General features: G+C 44.5%; 2 protein-coding genes. Both read left to right on the forward strand.

Annotated elements, in window-relative coordinates:
* The coding region (locus R8N46_RS24960; protein ID WP_412079897.1) for a 3-dehydroquinate synthase family protein at positions 1 to 632 on the forward strand (632 nt) is incomplete at its 5' end.
* A 52-nt stretch (positions 633 to 684) separates the two neighbouring features.
* Positions 685 to 1,204: ATP-binding protein (locus R8N46_RS24965; protein WP_318189743.1), on the forward strand; the 520-nt coding region annotated here is incomplete at its 3' end.

The raw sequence follows: 1,204 nt of genomic DNA on the forward strand, positions 1-1,204 counted from the left end.
TGATTGGTGCAATTTACCAACCGAAAGCAGTGATCATCGATACCAACTGTTTATCGACGCTACCTGAGCTTGAATTTGCTGCTGGTATAGCTGAAGTGATCAAATACGGCATTATTTATGATGGTGCATTCTTTGATTGGCTGGAAGAAAATTTAGACCGTTTGTACACGTTGGATGAAGACGCGCTTACCTATGCCATTGCACGTTGCTGCCAAATTAAAGCTGAAGTGGTTGCACAAGACGAAAAAGAGTCTGGAATTCGTGCGTTGCTCAATTTGGGTCACACTTTCGGTCATGCGATAGAAGCTGAATTAGGCTACGGCAATTGGTTACATGGTGAGGCGGTGTCTTCTGGTACGGTGATGGCGGCCAAAACGTCACTTCTGCGTGGACTGATTTCTGAAGAGCAGTTTGAGCGTATTGTGGCATTGTTGCGCAGAGCGAAATTGCCAGTCCATACACCCGACAGCATGAGTTTTGATGACTTTATCAAGCATATGATGCGTGATAAAAAAGTGCTGTCAGGTCAATTGCGCTTAGTTCTACCAACCGGAATTGGCAGTGCGGAAGTGATAGCCGATACTTCACAAGAAGTGATTCAGCAGGCTATTGATTTCGGTCGCAATATTTAACCTTGTAATGACGCCATCTGGCGTCATTCTTGTTGTTTAAGAAGGTTATTAGATGAGTTTTGCTCACGTTCTGGAATTAGATTCTCAAACCGAGTTATTGGATAGATTGGAGTTGTTGACCAACTTTGGATCCAACCTTATTGCGATCAATGGCCCTGATGGGTATGGAAAATCTTGGCTGGCGCAACGATACCTTGAGCTGGGTGCGAGTAACAAAAATCAATGTTTGTTACTTTGCCATGCGACCCAAGATGACGTGCAGCGTCGCGTCCTCATCTTGAGTCAGCTGGTTTCCGATGCATTGTTTAATCAACAAGAGCCTTTACTCGACAGTCTAGAGCGTATTCTCGAAGGTGAGCCTTGCGATATTGCGATTGTTATTGATGATGCTCATTTACTTAGTGAAACGCTCATTTCGGAGTTATGGACGTTAGTCTTAGAGGCGCATGAAAAGCCGAACTGGACGATCAACGTGTTGCTTTTTACTCAGTCTGGGCGTTTGGAGTCGGTCTTGTCTCGGTTGAGTTATGGGCAAGAACTTAAGCCAGTTGAACTTGATATCGATATGCTAT

The sequence above is a fragment of the Vibrio sp. 1874 genome (assembly GCF_033344395.1).
In the GTDB taxonomy this organism is placed as follows: Bacteria; Pseudomonadota; Gammaproteobacteria; order Enterobacterales; family Vibrionaceae; genus Vibrio; species Vibrio alginolyticus.